Genomic DNA, 16,385 nt, shown 5'->3' with positions numbered 1-16,385 from the left:
TTTCGCAGCGAGTTGCGCATGCTGTCGAACCCGTCGTAGAGCCGGCCGATCTCGTCGGTCCGATGGGTCTGGAGGTCGACGTCGAGGTCGCCCTCCTCCATCCGCTGGGCTCGTTCTCTGAGTGCCGTCAGCGGGACGACGGTCTGCCGGCCGAGTACGAACCCGACGAGACAGAGCGTCAGCAGCGCCGACACGATGATCAACCCGACGTTCTGTGCGACCGTATCCCGGACCGCGAAGGCGTGTTCGTTGTCGACGGTCGTGATGGCGACCCAATCAGATTTTTCTACGTACGCGTACGCGTGCGCTTCCTGGTCAGTCTTCTGGAAGAGGACCGAGCCGTTCTGCCGTGTATCGTTGATGTGCGACTCGTGCACGTCGGCGTCCACCTCCTGATCGATCTGCAGAACCGTTTCCCCGTTCGTGTTGATGATCTGGGTCTCCTGATTCGTTTCACTGTTCTGAATCCGGTCGAGGTGACCTTGCACTCGTGCGATCACGACGACGTACTGATTGGGCTGGTCTGGAACCGAACTCGCGAACGCGATCACCGGTTTGTCGTCCATCACTGGCGAGCGGTACGATCGCGACGACATCCAGACCTTGTCGTTCTCGCCCGCGCCGGACGGAACGTCGGCGTTCGCCCACGGGACGTCACGCTCCTCGAGATCTGACAGCGCGATCCCCTCGAGTGGGAATTCGGTGCTCGTCTTGACGGTGCCCTCGCCGGTGTCGATCAGGTGGACGGCGAGAACATCGTCGCTCATTCGTTCCTGTTCCGTCACGAGATACGCCGCTTGCTGTTCGTTCTGTTGTAACGGTTTTCCTGCCGACACCGTGCGGGTCTGGAGGTTCATCTTTTCGAGCCACTCGTTCAGCGAGTCGGCGCGGAGTTCGCTCGTCTCCGTCAGTTGATTTTCGGTACTCGTCCGTACAGCGCCTTCCGCCTGGAGGAATCCGTAGGCTCCGACGGACGAAATGACGATCACGACGATCAATATCGAGACGAGGAACTTGAGAGCGTAGCGACGTTGGATGAACGACGGGACTAGCGCGCTCGCGATCGTCGCGAGTGTCCCTCTCGATCGGTCGTCTGATTCGTGGTTACTATCTTCCATTTTTACTGTATCGACTGTGTTGTGAACGGTATGTTCTGGTAGTCGTCGGTCAGTGTGCTCGTGTACTCGGCGTCGGACGAGCCACGTCTCCTGCGGTCGGTTCGGTTACGGCTCCGATGGAATCCCGATCTCTCCGTCGACGATTTCTGCGCGGGTTTCTTCGAGATTGGATTTCACTGCCTGGGGAATTTCGCCACCGATTTCGCTCCCGTACACCGTCTCGACACCATCCTCGTCGATCCCGAGCGGGAGAACGCTCCCGCCCTGATATTCGTCGTTGACGATGCTCTCGATGGACCGATAGACGGCGGTGTCGACGCGTTTGGTCATGCTCGCGAGGATGATGTCGGAGTACCGGGGGTTACTCCGGGTCTGATCGGTGTCGACGCCGAGCGCGAATCGGTCGCGATTCTGGGCGGCCTGGAACACGCCGATTCCCGTCCCGCCGGCGGCGTGATAGATGATGTCCGCTCCCTCGTCGTACATCCGGTTGGCGACCCGTTTGCCACCCGCTATGTCACCGAAGTCGCCGACGTACTCCGAGAGCACCTCGACGCTTTGATCGTGGTAGTCGACGCCTGCGGCGTATCCCGCTTCGAACTTCTTCACCGGCGGGATCTCGGTTCCGCCAATGAATCCGACGGTCGCCTCGCTGGAATCGACCGAACTCGTTCCAGCCGAAAAATCCCTCGTCGTCAGTTGCGCCGCTAAATACCCCATCTGAAACGACCCTTCCTGATCTTCGAAAATGTAGCTTGCGACGTTTTCCTTCTCGACAACCGTGTCGACGATAGCGAACCGCTGCTCGGGGAACTCGTCGGCATTCTGCTCGAGCCCTTCGACGTGGTCGAAGCCGATGCAACAGATGAGATCGTAGTTGGGATCGGTCGACTCGGCGAAGTCCCGCTGGGCCGTGGACATCTCCTCCAGTTCGGGTTCCTTGTAATCGAAGGAGATGTCGTAATCCAGCCGGGCCTGCTGGACGCCGCGGTGAGCCATGTCGTTGAACGCCTTATCGTCTAGTCCGGCTGTTGCGTACACCATTCCGACGTTGATCGTGTCGTCGTCGCCGTTCGATCCGGCTGTCGACGTCTCCTCATCATCGGTCGGTGCACTGCTCTCGCCGGAGCAACCCGCCAGGGAAACCGCTCCGACCCCTGCAAACCCGCTCAATAAATGTCGCCTGCTATAGCACATCATATTGTTTATATCCTCGCCCATTATGTTGCCTTAACATATACTATCGTATAAGTACAGTCACTTATACTGTATGGCAGTCTGTGAGATAGCATCCGGAATAGTATCGTAATCTGGTGCTGCTAGCTACCCGTGTGACGCCATCGGGAACGGCGGAGAAATACGTCGTGCGTCTCCCAGCGTCCGAAGAAACCGCTACTCAGGTAGAAATTTGGACCAAAAAATCCGCGAGCATCTGTGACACTCGCGGTACGACTGCTTACCCGCCGAACTCCTCGATGAGTTCCGGTACGACGTCGAAGAGGTCGTCGACGATCGCGTAGTCGGCGATGTCCATGATCGGCGCGTTGGGGTCCGTGTTGATCGCGACGATCGTATCGGAGCCCTTCATGCCGGCGACGTGCTGGACGGCTCCGGAGATGCCGATCGCGATGTAGACGTCAGGGGTGACGACCTTCCCGGACTGACCGACCTGCCGGTTCTTGGGCAGCCAGCCGTTGTCGACGATCGGACGGGACGACGACAGCGTCGCACCGAGCGCATCCGCCAGATCGCGGATCAGGTCGAGGTTCTCCTCTTCCTCGATCCCGCGGCCGATCGAGACGAGCAGGTCGGCCTCGCTGATGTCGACGTCGCCGCCGCCGACCTCCTCGAATCCCGAGACCGTGGAGCCGATGGCGTCCTCGTCGATGTCCGCGTCGAAGGCTTCGATCGCGGCGTCGCCGGTGCCCTCCGCAGCGGGCCACTCGGCACCGCGGATCGTCACGACCGCGTCGCCCGTGAGTTCGTTGGTCGTCTCTACCTTCCCGCCGTACATTTCGCGGGTCGCGACGAGCGTCTCGCCGTCGTTGTCGAGGCCGATCGTGTCGGTGACGACCGGCAGATCGAGTTCGTTGGCGATGGCGGGGGCGTAGTCGAGCCCGTTGACGCTGTTGGGCGTCAGCACGTACTGCGGGGCGAGCTCGTCGTACAGCTGCGTGATCGTCTGCGTGTAGATGTCGTGGTTGAACTCCTCACCGTGGGAGACGGTGTGAATCGCGTCGACGCCCTCGCGGTTGAGCTTCTCGGCGAACTCGTCGACGGTGCCGCTGATGACCGCGAGGTGGAGATCGCCGCCCGTCTCGTCGGCGAGCTGGCGACCGGCGGTGATGATCTCGTAACTGACGTCGCGCAGTTCGCCGCGACGGTGGTCCGCGACTGCGAGGACGTCCGTCATTGTGCCACCCCCTTGTCGCGGAGCAGTTCACCCAGCTCCGAGGCCGTCTCCTCGGCGCTCCCTTCCCAGGTCGTCACGTCGCTCTCGCTCTCGGGCTCGTACATGTCCGTCAGCTCGAGTTCGGTTTCGATGGTGCTCTCGTCGACGCCGATGTCGGCGAGGCCCTTGACGTCGAGTTCCTTCCGCTGTGCCTGTCGGATGCCACGCAGGCTCGCGTAGCGGGGCTCGTTGATACCCGTCTGGATGGTCAACACGGCGGGGAGCTCGATGTCGGTGAGCTCCTCGACGCCGCCCTCGAGTTCGCGTCGCACGGAGGCGACGCCGTCGTCGAACTCGTGATCGAGGTGGTTGACGACGGCTCCCCACTGGAAGCCGAGGTTCTCGGCGACGGAGACGCCGGTCGCGGCGAAGCTGTCGTCGCCGGCCTGGACGCCCGTCAGCACGAGGTCGGGGTCCTCTTCCTCGACGACGGCGCTGAGAATCTCCGTCTTGGCGTTGACGTCGAGCAGGTCGACGTCCTCGAGGGAGTCGTCCCAGACGCGGACGGCGCGGTCGGCACCTTTCGCGAGCGCCTGTCGGATGGTCTGTTCGCAGTCTTCCGGACCGATAGTGACCGTGACGACTTCGTCGGCGATGCCATCTTCCTGGAGCTGAACGGCCTCTTCGACCGCGTAGTCGTCCCACTCGTTGAGGTCGGCACCGAGGTACTGGTCTGCGATTTCGGTTCCCTCGATCTCGAACTCGTCTTCGACGGTCGCCACCTCTTTGACCGTAACGAGAATTTTCATCGTTTGTCACTGCTACGTCCATACCGTAAACCTTTTCGAAACCGCCCGTCCTGCGGAAGGCGTTCAGTTACCAGGTTTTGTGAATCGTCCGGCTCGTGCTATGGTTGCTACCGGTTCGACCGGCGTTCGCTACCAGCGTTTCGTTTCTCCGCTCGAACGATCTCGAAGACGGAAACGGTTTAACGCCACCGCTGGTAGTGTCGATCATGGCAGACTGTCCACTCGCCGACGACTGCCCGAGCTTCTCCGAGCGGATCTCGGGAATGGGATGTCAACACTACGGTGATCGGGGTGGCAAGGAGTGGTGTAACCACTACAGCCAGCCGATCGAGGACCTCAAGACGCAGCCGGTCAAGTCCGGTGAGGAGGTCGTCATCGACGTCGTCGACATGCACGAGAGCGGTGCCGGCGTCGGCCGTACCGAAGACGGGTTCATCGTGATGGTCGACGGGGTCCTCCCGGAGGCCCGTGCGCGCGTCGAGATTACGCGAGTTCACAGCAATCACGCACGTGCGGAAGAACTGGAACTCCTGCCGATGGACCCCGACGACGATGGCGAGGACGACGACGAAAACGCCGCTGGGGACGACGTCGACACCGACGCCGAAGAGTCGGAAGACGACGGTCCACAGCGCGAGCGCCTCGGCAGCCGCGATAACTTCTGGGGCTCCTGAAGCGCCCTCGAGTGGACAGTCGGGCGGTGCGCTTCTGAGCGGTTTTTCCGTCCGGAACGCGGTACTCCGGACCCTCACGACGGGTCGTCACGCGCTCTCCCAGCGCCGGCTGGCCCGACGAACGCGTCCCGCGGCGAGTCGTGTGCCGCTTCACATAACGTTTTCTCGGTTCTCATGCGATATGGGTGCATGGAACGCATTCCGCTGTCGAACTCGGCTTTCGAGGGAGACAACAACGCCTACCTCTTTTCGGACGGCACGGAGACGGTACTGATCGATACCGGCGACTGGATGGCGACGACTCGCGAGCAACTCGAGGCGGCGCTGGCCGAACGCGACCTCGCGTTCGCCGACGTCGACCGGATCTTCCTGACCCACTGGCACCACGATCACTGCGGACTGGCGGGTGAGATTCAGGCCGAGAGTGGGGCCGAGGTGTACGTTCACGCCGCCGACGCGCCGCTGGTCGAGGGCGACGAGGACGCCTGGAATGCGATGCACGACCGCCAGAAGCGGTACTTCGAAGAGTGGGGGATGCCCGAGGACGACCAGGCGGCGCTGCTCGAGCGGATGGTCGACGGCGAAACGACGGTCGAGACGCCGACCGTAACCGCGTTCGAGGACGGCGAGACGTTCGCCGTCGCCGACACCGAACTCGAGGTGGTCCACACCTCCGGGCACGCGGCCGGTCTCAGCATGTTCCGGGCGGAGTTCGACGGGCAACGGCAGGTGTTCTCCGGGGATGCGTTGCTCCCCGTCTATACGCCCAACGTCGGCGGGGCGGACGTGCGGGTCGATCGGCCGCTCGAGCGGTATCTCCGCGCATTGCAGGAGATCGTCGACGCGGGCTACGACCGCGCGTGGCCGGGCCATCGCGATCCGATCGACGACCCCGCCGATCGCGCTCGGCACATCATCGACCATCACGAAGAGCGCTCCTGGCGAGTCCTCGACGCGCTGGATCGGCTCGGTCCCTGCGATACGTGGACGGTCAGCGCCGACCTGTTCGGCGATCTCGAGGGCATCCACATCCTCCACGGCCCCGGCGAGTCCTACGCACACCTCGAGCACCTCGAGCGGGCGGGCACCGTCGTCCGCGAGGGGACCGAGTATCGACTGGCCGACGGCGTCGCCGACGAACTCGCGGCGTCCGACGAGGAGCGCTGGACGCTCGAGTACTGACCCCGTCGCGTCGACGTCGGCTCGCCGCTGATCGACAGCGAGTGGGCCGCCGTCGCACGCACCGTCGCGCACCGAGAAGTATTTACTCATTCTCGAGTTATGATTGGGCATGATGTGGCAAGATCTGGTGTTTCTGGCCGGGAGCGTCCTCTCGATCGTGTTCCTCGCACCGACGGTCCGTGACGTGACCGCCAACATTCCGCTCGGCTCGAGCGTCCCGTCGATGACGATCGGCGCAGTCTACGCCGCGACGTACGCGACCATGGGAATGCGCTTCTCGGCGTTCGGTTCGCTCGGCGTCGCGACGATGTGGTCGCTGATCGTCTGCTACCGATCGCCCGGCCCGCACGACGGTCCCGCGAACGTGGGTCGATTCGTCCGCTCGCTGGCCCGGCAGGCGCATCGGTCCGTCACCGACACGCCGGCCGAAGACGAGTACGTCGCACCCGGCCAGTCGGCCGACTGACTCGAGCGGCGACCGTCCACCCTCGTTTGCCGGTTGCGATCCGGCAGTCGACCGTCGCTTCCGTCCGTCGCTCCGGCGGTGCCGCGAGTCGTGCTCTCGTTCGGAATCGGTTGCCGACGCCGAAATCGGCGACCGCGGGTACCGAGACCGTGGAAGCTTTGATCCCGCCGAAAACTAGATAACGGTATGGACACGCGAGCCTGTGGACGCGGGCGTGGGGTGTCGCCGTGATCGACGACGTCGAGGAACTCCTCGCGGAGATCGGATTCGATCCGGAGACCAACGTGCTGACCTACCGACAGGCGCAGGTGCTCGCGCTGCGCGAACGCGACGTCTCGCAGGCGGACATCGCCGACGCACTGGGGACCTCGCGAGCCAACGTCTCCTCGATCGAGTCTAGCGCCCGCGAGAACGTCGCGAAAGCGCGGGAGACGATCGCGTTCGCGGAGGCGCTCCGCGCGCCGGTCCGGGTTCGCGTTCCCGCCGGAACGGACCTCTACGACGTGCCACAACTGGTCTACGACGCCTGCGACGAGGCCGGCGTCAAGGTCGATCACACCGCCCCGGACCTGATGAAAGTCGTCAGCGACGCCGCCGGCCCTGCCGTCACCGGCCGACAGGTATCGACGCCGTTGATCGTCGGCGTGACGTCCAACGGGATGGTTCGCGTCCGCCATCAGGACTGACGAGGGGACGGTCCCGAACGCCGCTCGCTCGCGGTCAGTGGACGGTCGAGACGGAGTGCAGTCCGGCGATTCCGACGACGATGAGCGAGATGAACGCGAGCCGAGCGGCCGTCACCGGTTCGTCGAACAGGACGATGCCGAGTAACGCCGTCCCGACCGCCCCGATACCCGTCCAGACCGCGTACGCCGTTCCGATCGGGAGTTCGCGAATCGCTCTCGCGAGCAGAATCAGACTCAGAATCATCGCGATCGCGGTTCCGACCGTCGGAACCGGTTTCGAAAATCCGTCCGAGTACTGCAATCCGATCGCCCACGCGATCTCGAGCAGTCCGGCGAGGAACAGCAGCGGCCAGGACATCGTAGTCGTAGTTCCCCGCTCGCGGAAGTATCTGTTCTGATCTCGATCGACGGGTCGAAATCGCACGGCTCCCCGAGAGATTTGTACGCCGCCGCCGTCGACTCCGATATGGACTTCGACCTCGACGGCAACGGCGCACTGGTGACGGCCTCCTCGAGCGGCCTCGGGTTCGCGAGCGTACAGGCGCTCGCGGAAGCGGGCGCGAACGTCGCGATCTGCGGCCGGGACGAACGGCGACTCGAGGACGCCCGTTCGGACCTCGCGGCGACGGGATCGGGCGACGTCCTCGCCGTGCAGACGGACCTCACGGCCCCCGACGACGTCTCCCACTTCGTGAGCGAGGCGGTCGACGCCTTCGGCGGGATCGACCACCTCGTCACCTCGTCGGGCGGTCCGCCGAGCACGACGTTCCTCGAGACCGACGAACAGGACTGGTATCAGGCCTACGACCTGCTGGTGATGAGCGTCGTCTGGACGATCGAGGCGGCCTACGACCACCTGCTCGAGTCGGCGCACGGGACGATCACCTGCATCACCTCGCGGACGGTTCGGGAGGTCGCGGACGGTTTGCTGCTCTCGAACTCGGTGCGTCGGGGCGTGATCGGCCTCGTCAAGACGGTCTCGCGGGAGTTCGCGCCCGAGATCCGGGCCAACGCCGTCCTGCCGGGGACGATCGAGACGGCCCGGATCGAAGAACTGATCGAGGCCGGCATCGAGCGCGGCACGTACGACGACTACGAGGCGGGGCTGGAAGCGATGGCGAGCGAGATCCCGATGGACCGCATCGGCGAACCGCGGGAACTCGGCGACGTCGTCGCGTTCCTCTCGAGTCCGCGTTCGAGTTTCGTCAACGGGGCTGAGGTGCCGATCGACGGCGGGCTGTTGCGGAGCTGAGGCGGTCGCGGATCGGACGCGACGCTGCCGGGAGCGCGCTCGAGCGGTGGATGCGGTCGGCGGTGAGTCGGACCGCAGGACCTTTCAATTACTGCAGTGTAGTGACAGTAAGGAAATCTGATGTCCCCGGGTCGAAACACCTTCGCGGACCTGACCGACGAGCGGTTCCGAACGGCGGTCCTGGTCGGACTCGTGTCGATTCCGTTCACCGTCGTCCTCTCGTGGGAATCCGCTCCGACGACGGTTTCGGGCACGGCCGCGTTCGGAGCCGGCTTGCTCGTCGGCTTCCACTACGCCGACCGATCTGCGCCGAACGGCGACGTCGGGCTGCTCGAAGGAATTCGCTACGGCAAGCGACCCGCCGCGAGCCGACGGGCCGGGATCGTCGCCGGCGTCGTCGGTTCCGTCCCCGCGGTACTCTGGGCGACGATCAGCGTACTCGAGCTCGTTCGGTATCTGTCCGGATGGCAGGCCGCGATCGCCGCTGCCTTGCTCCCCGTTACGATCCCGTTCGCCGTCGGCCTGTTCGCCCTCTCGGGGGCGATCGGTGCGGTCGTCGGCGACTGGCTGGCCGTGCGGGGCGATCGGGCCCGCGACAGGGCCCGTTCGCGGGCGCGCCAGAATCCGGACGGCGACGCGTCCGGCTGGTGGCGATGGATCGCCGCGTACGTCCTCTTCGCCCCGGCGGCGGTGCTCTCCGTGTTCGTCTTCGGGCCCGACAACGGAGCCGGATTCGCCATTTCGGTGCTGGCGTTGCTCGCCCTGGTCCCGTTTTCCGTCGTCGCCATCGTCGCGCTCTTCGAGGACGCGGTCACGCTCCACGAAGTGGGACGTGACTGGGTGCCGAACTACTGGGCGTACGTCGGCGCGCCGCTCGGCGTCTACGTGCTCGTCTCCCAGGGAGCGACCTTCCTCGAGTCGGCGAACCCGTCGGGGGACGGCGTGTACGGGTTCGTCGTCGCGCTCTGGCTCTCGTCGGTGGTCTACCTGACCGGTAGACGCCGCCGCGTCGGTACGCCGTAGCCGGTCGTCGTCGGGGTCGCGCTCAGTCCGCCGAAATCTCGCAGGTCCCCTCGTAGGCCACGTCGGCGACGGACTCGATCTCGGGGTCGTCACCGCAGACCGGACAGGCCGGGTTCGGCCGAACCGGAACCTCCTCGAAACGCATGTCCATCGCGTCGTACAGCAGCAGCCGTCCCTCGAGCAGGTCGCCCGTCTCGAGCAGGTCGCCCGTCTCGAGCAGATACTTGACGACCTCGGTGGCCTGGATGCAGCCGACGGTACCCGGGAGGACGCCGAGTACGCCCGTGGTGGCACAGTCGGGCACGGTGCCGGGTTCGGGTGCTTCGGGGAAGATACAGCGGTAACACGGCGGTGAGTCGTCGCCGTCGCGTTCGTTCGTGAAGGTCGTGATCTGTCCCTCGAACCGGTAGATCGCGCCGTGAGAGAGCGGGGTTCCGGTGAGGACGCAGTGGTCGTTGAGCAGGTACCGAGTGGCGAAGTTGTCGCTCGCGTCGAGGACCACGTCGTACGACGCGACGAGGTCGTCGACGGTGTCCGGCGTGACCCGCGTCTCGTGGGTCTCGACGTCGATGTCGGGGTTCAGCGCCGCGACGTAGTCGGCCGCGCTCTCGACTTTCGGGCGGCCCACGTCGCCGTCGCTGTGGACGATCTGGCGTTGCAGATTCGACCGTTCGACGACGTCGTCGTCGGCGATTCCCAGTCGGCCGACGCCGGCCGCGGCGAGGTACTGAATCGCCGGCGAGCCGAGGCCGCCCGCGCCGACGATCAGTACGGAGCCCTCGAGGAGCCGTTGCTGGCCCTCGGGGCCGATCTCGTCCATGATGACGTGTCTCGAATAGCGATCGAGCTGGGTCGCATCGAGGCGCAGGTCGCTCATAGACGGAAGTTGGCTCGAGAGCGAGAAAAGTCCGTGGGTCGGTCTAGGCCGATCAGCCGGCCGATTCGTTCGGCCGCCGACGGTGGAGGCAGGATCTTCAGCGACCACACGATTTAATAGTGTGGTGTACGTTCACACACTTATGGCAACCTCACCCGACGATGCCGGTGACGACGTCATCGATCAATTCCTGTCCGATCGCGGTCACTCGGTCGAACGAGTAGGGTGGGAGCAGGAGTATAACAAGAAGCAGTGTCCGGAGTGTGGCGGACTCCACGACACTTCCGCTCACTCCTGTACCGTCTGCGGGTGGGAGCCAGCGACGTAACGCAGCGGATTCGGTAGCGAATCGCGGTTCGTCGTCGCTCGTCCCCCCCTTTTATCAGGTCCGACGAACGAGCACCACCGCTTTCCGGCGGTTTTTTCACCGAAGCTTCGATACAATTATAATCCCGCACTGGTCATATCCCATTAAGAAGACTCATGCCGGAATGCCAGAACTGCGGCGCGTTCGTCACGGACGCGTACGCCCGGGTTTTCACCCCGCGCGGGGTCGACGATCCGCGCGTCTGTCCGGACTGCCAGGACAAAATCCGCGACGGTGCCGACGTCCGAGATGCCCGCTCACCCCGAGATCCCTGACCGGGAGTTCCTGTCGAAGAAAACCCACGTCACTTATGGGTGTCGCGCTCCTGTACAGCTACAATGACTACGACGGACGCGACGGTTACTCGCCTGTTCGGTGGTCCGGGGAGTGGCAAGACGACTGCCCTTCTCGACCACGTTGAGGAAATTCTCGAACAGGACGGCGTCACCTTCCGGGACATTCTCGTCGTTTCGTACACGCGAGCGGCAGCGCAGGAGGTTCGCGAACGCCTCGCCGACCGACTCGACGAGAGCCCGCGTGCACTGCAGGGCAACGTCTGTACGATGCACGCGAAGGCGTACGAGCTCCTCGATCTCTCCCGAAGCGACGTTATCGGCGAGTCCGATAAGGAGGAGTTCTGTGAGGAGTACGGTATCGAGTACGAGGACGAGTATTCGGGTGCCGGCCGCCGCACCGCCCGATCGACGACGATCGGAAACAAGGTCATCGCAACCAGCCAGTGGCTCCAGCGGACCAGCCGCGACGTCTCCGACTGGTACGACGTCCCCTTCCAGTGGGACGAGGAAGAGGTCCGCCTCCCCCCAGAGATCGATCCGAACGCCCAGGAGGGCAACAAGTACACCCCGACCTGGCCCAGCGACGACGACCGGATCGACGTCCCCGAGGCTATCCGCGCCTGGCGCTCCTACAAGGGCGAACAGGGCAAGATCGGCTTCGCCGACATGCTCGAGCGGGTCAAACAGCGCTCGCTCCTGCCGAGCGTCGATTACCTGGTGATCGACGAGTTTCAGGACATCACCACGCTCCAGTACGACGTCTACGAGGAGTGGAAGCCCCACATGGAGCAGGTCCTGATCGCCGGCGACGACGACCAGGTCGTCTACTCCTGGCAAGGTGCCGACCCCGCGCTCCTGCTCGAGGAGCAGGTCGACGAGGACATCATTCTACCCAACTCCTACCGACTTCCGTCGAACGTCCTCAACGCGGTCAACAAGGAGATCCGTCACATCGAGCAGCGCCAGGACAAGGACCTCAAGCCGCGCAAGGAAGGCGGTGCCGTCGAGGCGCGCACGAACGCGTCGATGCTCGACGTGGTCCGGATGGTTCGGCGCACGCTCGTCGAGGGCGACGGCACCATCATGGTGCTGTTCCGGGCTCGCTACCAGATGTTTCAGTTCATCGACGAGTTCATCACCGAAGGGGTTCCGTTCACCTCGCTGACCGACCAGCGAATGTGGACCGACCGGCTCACCCAGTACGTCCGCGCGGTCGAAGCGATCGACGAGGGCGAGGACGTCACCGGGCTGCAGGCCCGTCGACTCGCCGACATGCTCCAGGAGTCGGCCTTCGGGACCAACGAGCGCGACGCCCTCTTCGACGAGATCGACGAGCGCCAGGAGGAGGCCGGTATCGACGACCTCGAGCAACTCATGATCCCCGCCGAGGTCATCGAAGACCACGCGCCGTTCATGCCGGGCCCCGCGTCCGCGTCGGACATGCTCCGGAAGGTAACGAACTTCCAGAAGAAGAGCGTCCGCTCGTACTTCTCGATCGGCGAGTATCAGGGGATGGACACCGACCGCGTCCGCGTCGGCACGATCCACTCCGCGAAGGGTCGCGAGGCCGACCACGTCCTCGTCGGGACCGACCTCACCGAGAAGGTCGTCGAGCAGATGGTCGCCACCGTCGACGACCCCAAGGCCATCCCCGGCTGCGAGGAGTTCACCAAGACCACCTCGCCGGTTCCGGTATTGACCGACAACGAGCGCCGCGTCTTCTACGTCGGGATGTCTCGGGCCCGCGAACGGCTCGTCCTCCTCGAGAACCTCGTCGACGGCGCGCCGACGCTGCCGGTCGACGTCCTGCTCAGAAACGAGCTAACGGACCAACCTCTCGAGGAACTGATCGAGCAGGCCCAGGAGCCCGCCGAGGCGGCTGACGGCGACGAGATCGAGGCCGAAGCCGAAGCGCCGTGACCGGTCGGACCGACCACGACCTCGCGAGCGGGGCTCGAGCCGACGGGAGCGCTGCCACTGATTTCGTCCGCAAGCGTCGCGACCGCGCAGCCGCCGTCGTTTCCGACGGGCTCGCAGCGCGGAACGCGTCCGCGTTCGTTCACGTTGGGAACGATCGCGATCCGGGAATTCGGTACGCCAGTCCGACGCCGCCGTCCGGAGTGACCGCCGTCGCGTACGACGGCGTCGACGGCGAGTGGCTGGTGCGGTCCGCGGCCGACGAGGCGACCGACCATCCGGCCGCGCGGCTCGCGGCGGCGCTCGCCGACCGCGGCCGCGAGGGCACCGTTCTGACGCCGCCTCGAATCCCGCACGACGCGGCACTGTATCTCGAGGGGGCGGGGTTGGAGCCGGCCTCGACGGACGTCCTCGAACGGGCGCGGGCGACGAAGACCCCCGGCGAGCGAGCGCAGATCGGGGCCGCCCAGCGGGCGGCGAGCGCCGGGGTCCGACGCGCGGCGTCGGTGCTGGCGGACGCGACGGTCGTCGACGGACGGCTCGCAGTTACCGAGCGCGATAGCGACGGCGACGCGTCCGTGTCCGAGTCCGCGTTCCTGACGCGCGCTCGCCTCCGGACCGTCGTCGACGAGGCTATCGTCGGGGCCGGTTCGTTTCCGGCCGGCAACACCGCCGTCGATCCCGACGCGAGCGCCGACTCTGCGGAGCCGCTTCGGCCCGGCGAGCCGATCGTCCTCGCGGCCGCGCCCCGCGGTCCGGCCGGCTACTACGGCGGACTCGTCCGGACGCTCGTCGTCGACGGCGACGGCGGCCGGGAGCGCAGGGTCCACGTCGGCGTCACGCAGTCGTTTCGCTCCGCGCGGTCGATGCTGACCGCCGGCCCGGAGTCGGTGACCGCCGTCGAGGCCGATCTCGAGGCGGAGGTGCGCTCGTTCGGGTTCGGCGACGGCGACGCGATCGAAACGGACGTCGCCGGTGTCGGACTCGAGCCCCGCGAACGGCCGCTCGAAGGCGGTGAGGCCGTCGGTCCCGGGACCGTGGTGCGGCTCGACGTCGCCGCTCGCGTCGCGGACGATCGCTGGATCCGGATCGCCGACGTTCTGGCGGTCAACGGGGAGGGCGAGCGACCGGACTGGCTCGCGTCCCCGTCGCACTCGCTTCCCCCGGCGGCCGTGCTCGAGTAACGGCGGCAATCGCGGCTCCTCGAGCGGTACCGTCGTCGCTATCGATCGTCGTCCGGGTCGGCCTCCGGCTCTTTCGTGACCGTGCCGACGACCCGTTTGACGAGGAGTTCGGGGATGTCCGTGGGCATCGTCAGCCAGTGCTGGACGACGACGAGCCCGATCGCGAGCCCGATCAGGGCCGCGCCGACGGCCGTCTCTCCGCGAACGAGCAGGAAGTCGAGTCCGGCGAGCGCGGCGGGGATGGCGAAAACGAGGGTTCCCGCGAGTTTGATCGTGTCGATGATGCCGGCCATGGGGTGTCGTAGCAGCGGGATCGTCAAAAACACGGCGACCGGCAGTGATCGGGTTCGACTCGAGGCCCGGACATAACGGAACTGGAACGCATACCGAGTTCGGAATGTCTTTATCCGTCGACTGGGATGTCGGAGTATGTTCACGGGAATCGTCGAGGAGACCGGCGAGATCGTCGCGCGGGAGCGGACCGACGACGGGCTTCGCCTGCGTATCGCCGCGGACGAGGTCGCGACCGGCCTCGAGCACGGGCAGAGCATCAGCGTCAGCGGCGCGTGTCTCACGGTCGAGGACGACGCCGCGGGCGAGTGGTTCGAGGTCTTTCTGGCGACCGAGACCGTCGACCGGACCTATCTCGGCGACCTCGCCGCAGGCGAGACGGTCAATCTCGAGCGCGCCATGCCGGCCGACGGCCGATTCGACGGCCACGTCGTGCAGGGCCACGTCGACGCGGTCGCGACGGTTTCGGCCATCGAGTCCGTCGACGAGGACTGGTTTTTCGAGTTCGAACTGCCCGAGGGGTACGGCCGCTACGTCGTCGAGAAAGGGTCGATCACGCTCGACGGCATCAGCCTGACCGTCGCCGATCTCGATCCCGAGGACGGCCGCGTGACCGTCGCGATTATTCCGACGACCTACGACCTGACCACGCTCTCGGCGAAAGCGCCCGGCGATCCGATCCACCTCGAGGTCGACGTGCTCGCCAAGTACGTCGAACGGCTGCTCGAGGCGCGGTTCGACTGACGACCGATCAGCGCTGGGGCGGTTCGAACTCGGTCAGTTCGGGCCGCGAGTCACCGTCGACGTCGCTCGTGACCGTCTGGTAGGTCCGGCGGTAGCGAGCGAGTTTGCGGTAGAGATAGTAGGCGATCGCGGCGTCGTAGACGATCACGTATCCGACGAACGCGATACCGTACCCGAGCGGGAGGACGGCCGTGAGAACCCCGGGGACGAACCCGACCGTGACGTTGTACGTCCCGTGGACGAACGCGGCGACCAGCAACCCCTTGAGGACGATCGGTCCGGCGTGGTCGCGGTTGAACTTCGCCAGTCCGAGGTAGTAGCCCGCGATCGCCGAATAGATGACGTGACCGGGGCCGGCCAGCGCCCGGACCGTCGCGATCCCGCTCGCGGTGACGAGCAGGCCCGCCTCGGGGTCCGCCTCGCCGACGACGCGACCGATGTAGATCGCGTTCTCGATGGCCGCGAAGCCGAGCCCCGCGACGGCACCGTAGACCGCGCCGTCGATGACCGCGTTGAAGCTGGTGCTGCGGTAGGCGAACACCCGGACGGCGAGCAGTTTCACGGTCTCCTCGACCGGGCCGACGATCAGGTAAAAAAAGAGGAGGCTCCCGACGAATCCGGCCCCGAACAGCGGCTGGGTGATGGAGTTGACCACCGCGGCGAACGTCGCGAACAGGATCGCCAGCAGGAAGGTCGCGACGAGCAACGGGAGCGGCTCGCTCGTCGTGATATCGGCGTACCAGATGTAGGCCGCGAGCAGGCCCGCCGGGACGACCGAGAGCGCGAAGAAGACGCCGAGGAACGGATCCTCGAGGACGAGCGCGGCCGGCGAGACGAGCAGGGAGAGGGTGATCGCGATCGTGATCAACAGGATCAGCGCCCGAAAGCCGTAACTGACCGCGTTGTAGAGGCTGTACGCGAGCAGATCGACGATCGATCGCGGTTCCCACGTCGAGACATCGTAGAGGTCTCTCGACCCGTCGCCGGTCCGCTCGTCGGCTCGTTCGACCGGGTCGCGCCTTCGCTGCATGGCCGCGTGTACGTGCGCCCGCCCGGTATAGGTTCGGCAACCGGCGACGCGAGGACGAGACGATCGCGCGAACGGGC

19 protein-coding genes are annotated in these 16,385 nt (G+C 65.5%); 11 read left to right on the top strand and 8 right to left on the bottom strand.

Going from position 1 to position 16,385, the window contains the following annotated elements; all coding sequences use genetic code 11:
- The 4 genes from BMX07_RS16045 to BMX07_RS16030 form a co-directional block, all read right to left on the bottom strand.
- On the bottom strand, positions 1-1,118 hold a 1,118-nt coding region (locus tag BMX07_RS16045), incomplete at its 3' end, for a HAMP domain-containing protein (RefSeq protein WP_139210933.1).
- Positions 1,119-1,223: 105 nt separating this feature from the next.
- The gene (locus tag BMX07_RS16040; RefSeq protein ID WP_245742133.1) at positions 1,224-2,291 is read right to left on the bottom strand and encodes a BMP family lipoprotein; all 1,068 of its coding nucleotides are present in this window, start codon (positions 2,289-2,291) and stop codon (positions 1,224-1,226) included.
- A gap of 283 nt (positions 2,292-2,574) precedes the next feature.
- On the bottom strand, positions 2,575-3,531 hold the full coding sequence (locus BMX07_RS16035; RefSeq protein ID WP_090619478.1) for an electron transfer flavoprotein subunit alpha/FixB family protein: 957 nt from the start codon (positions 3,529-3,531) through the stop codon (positions 2,575-2,577).
- Positions 3,528-4,319: an electron transfer flavoprotein subunit beta/FixA family protein gene (locus BMX07_RS16030; protein ID WP_090619475.1), complete on the bottom strand. Its 792-nt coding sequence runs from the start codon at positions 4,317-4,319 to the stop codon at positions 3,528-3,530. The genes BMX07_RS16035 and BMX07_RS16030 overlap by 4 nt, the downstream gene beginning before the upstream one ends.
- A 206-nt stretch (positions 4,320-4,525) precedes the next feature.
- Between BMX07_RS16030 and BMX07_RS16025 the strand changes: the two genes are divergently transcribed.
- From BMX07_RS16025 to BMX07_RS16010, 4 genes are all read left to right on the top strand, one after another.
- Positions 4,526-4,993: a TRAM domain-containing protein gene (locus BMX07_RS16025; protein ID WP_090619473.1), complete on the top strand. Its 468-nt coding sequence runs from the start codon at positions 4,526-4,528 to the stop codon at positions 4,991-4,993.
- Between the two features lie 189 nt (positions 4,994-5,182).
- Positions 5,183-6,175: an MBL fold metallo-hydrolase gene (locus BMX07_RS16020; RefSeq protein WP_090619470.1), complete on the top strand. Its 993-nt coding sequence runs from the start codon at positions 5,183-5,185 to the stop codon at positions 6,173-6,175.
- 112 nt (positions 6,176-6,287) lie between these two features.
- The gene (locus BMX07_RS16015; protein ID WP_175480180.1) at positions 6,288-6,641 is read left to right on the top strand and encodes a hypothetical protein; all 354 of its coding nucleotides are present in this window, start codon (positions 6,288-6,290) and stop codon (positions 6,639-6,641) included.
- A 227-nt stretch (positions 6,642-6,868) separates the two neighbouring features.
- A complete protein-coding gene (locus BMX07_RS16010; protein WP_090619465.1) occupies positions 6,869-7,327 on the top strand; it encodes a Tfx family DNA-binding protein in 459 nt (152 codons plus the stop codon).
- A 34-nt stretch (positions 7,328-7,361) separates the two neighbouring features.
- Here BMX07_RS16010 and BMX07_RS16005 read toward each other — a convergent pair whose 3' ends face one another.
- Positions 7,362-7,685 (bottom strand): DMT family transporter, encoded by a 324-nt coding sequence (locus BMX07_RS16005; protein ID WP_090619463.1) that lies wholly within the window; start codon positions 7,683-7,685, stop codon positions 7,362-7,364.
- Between the two features lie 108 nt (positions 7,686-7,793).
- On the opposite strand from BMX07_RS16005, the gene BMX07_RS16000 reads away from it, so the two are divergent.
- Positions 7,794-8,579, top strand: coding sequence for an SDR family oxidoreductase (locus BMX07_RS16000; protein ID WP_090619961.1), 786 nt, complete (start codon positions 7,794-7,796; stop codon positions 8,577-8,579).
- Positions 8,580-8,699: 120 nt separating this feature from the next.
- Positions 8,700-9,602, top strand: coding sequence for a DUF5518 domain-containing protein (locus BMX07_RS15995; RefSeq protein WP_090619461.1), 903 nt, complete (start codon positions 8,700-8,702; stop codon positions 9,600-9,602).
- A gap of 22 nt (positions 9,603-9,624) precedes the next feature.
- Here the strand turns inward: BMX07_RS15995 and ubaA are convergent, their stop codons facing one another.
- Positions 9,625-10,479, bottom strand: coding sequence for an SAMP-activating enzyme E1 (gene ubaA / locus BMX07_RS15990; RefSeq protein WP_090619459.1), 855 nt, complete (start codon positions 10,477-10,479; stop codon positions 9,625-9,627).
- Positions 10,480-10,621: 142 nt separating this feature from the next.
- Here ubaA and BMX07_RS15985 point away from each other — a divergent pair, with 142 nt between their 5' ends.
- The 4 genes from BMX07_RS15985 (at position 10,622) to BMX07_RS15975 (ending at position 14,243) form a co-directional block, all read left to right on the top strand.
- Positions 10,622-10,807 carry an HVO_0416 family zinc finger protein gene (locus tag BMX07_RS15985; RefSeq protein ID WP_090619456.1) on the top strand — a complete coding sequence of 62 codons (186 nt, stop codon included), beginning with the start codon at positions 10,622-10,624 and terminating at the stop codon, positions 10,805-10,807.
- A gap of 155 nt (positions 10,808-10,962) precedes the next feature.
- On the top strand, positions 10,963-11,121 hold the full coding sequence (locus BMX07_RS25790) for a DUF7563 family protein (RefSeq protein ID WP_449289580.1): 159 nt from the start codon (positions 10,963-10,965) through the stop codon (positions 11,119-11,121).
- A 63-nt stretch (positions 11,122-11,184) separates the two neighbouring features.
- Positions 11,185-13,062 (top strand): UvrD-helicase domain-containing protein, encoded by a 1,878-nt coding sequence (locus BMX07_RS15980; protein ID WP_090619453.1) that lies wholly within the window; start codon positions 11,185-11,187, stop codon positions 13,060-13,062.
- Positions 13,059-14,243 (top strand): M24 family metallopeptidase, encoded by a 1,185-nt coding sequence (locus tag BMX07_RS15975; RefSeq protein WP_090619448.1) that lies wholly within the window; start codon positions 13,059-13,061, stop codon positions 14,241-14,243. Before BMX07_RS15980 ends, BMX07_RS15975 begins: the two co-directional genes overlap by 4 nt.
- Positions 14,244-14,281: 38 nt before the next feature.
- Here the strand turns inward: BMX07_RS15975 and BMX07_RS15970 are convergent, their stop codons facing one another.
- The gene (locus BMX07_RS15970; protein WP_090619446.1) at positions 14,282-14,536 is read right to left on the bottom strand and encodes a DUF7533 family protein; all 255 of its coding nucleotides are present in this window, start codon (positions 14,534-14,536) and stop codon (positions 14,282-14,284) included.
- 136 nt (positions 14,537-14,672) lie between these two features.
- Between BMX07_RS15970 and BMX07_RS15965 the strand changes: the two genes are divergently transcribed.
- A complete protein-coding gene (locus BMX07_RS15965) occupies positions 14,673-15,278 on the top strand; it encodes a riboflavin synthase (RefSeq protein ID WP_090619444.1) in 606 nt (201 codons plus the stop codon).
- A gap of 7 nt (positions 15,279-15,285) precedes the next feature.
- Here the strand turns inward: BMX07_RS15965 and BMX07_RS15960 are convergent, their stop codons facing one another.
- Positions 15,286-16,308, bottom strand: a complete 1,023-nt coding sequence (locus BMX07_RS15960) for a PrsW family intramembrane metalloprotease (protein WP_090619441.1) — start codon at positions 16,306-16,308, stop codon at positions 15,286-15,288.
- Positions 16,309-16,385 lie beyond the last annotated feature (77 nt).

The organism is Natrinema salaciae, from assembly GCF_900110865.1.
In the GTDB taxonomy this organism is placed as follows: Archaea; Halobacteriota; Halobacteria; order Halobacteriales; family Natrialbaceae; genus Natrinema; species Natrinema salaciae.
The sequence above is the reverse complement of the archived record's forward strand: the minus strand, read 5'-3'. Positions and strand labels throughout refer to the sequence as shown.